Below are 265 nucleotides of genomic sequence, written 5' to 3'. Positions count from 1 at the left end.
GACGGCTGCTGCAACACCGGCCCGCAAGATCACGGCTCGCACACGGTTTGCGTGGTTGCGACCGCCGAGTTTCTGGCCTTCTCGCGCTATCTGGGCAATGACCTGACCACGCCCCGGCCCGAATATCGTTTTGCGGGGCTGAAACCGGGCGACCGCTGGTGCCTGTGCGCCGCGCGATTCTTGCAGGCGGCGCAGGAATTTGCTGCGCCCAAGGTCGTGCTGGAAGCAACGCATCAGCGCGCGCTGGAGATCGTGCCACTCGAGC

General features: G+C 65.7%; 1 protein-coding gene. It reads left to right on the top strand.

Translation table 11 applies throughout. The features are described 5' to 3' along the window. Positions 1-51 precede the first annotated feature (51 nt). On the top strand, positions 52-265 hold a 214-nt coding region (locus tag RMT89_RS43560; RefSeq protein WP_315889290.1), incomplete at its 3' end, for a DUF2237 domain-containing protein.

Origin of the sequence: Streptomyces sp. P17 (assembly GCF_032436805.1) — a bacterium.
Lineage (GTDB): Bacteria > Actinomycetota > Actinomycetes > Streptomycetales > Streptomycetaceae > Streptomyces.
The sequence above is the reverse complement of the archived record's forward strand: the minus strand, read 5'-3'. Positions and strand labels throughout refer to the sequence as shown.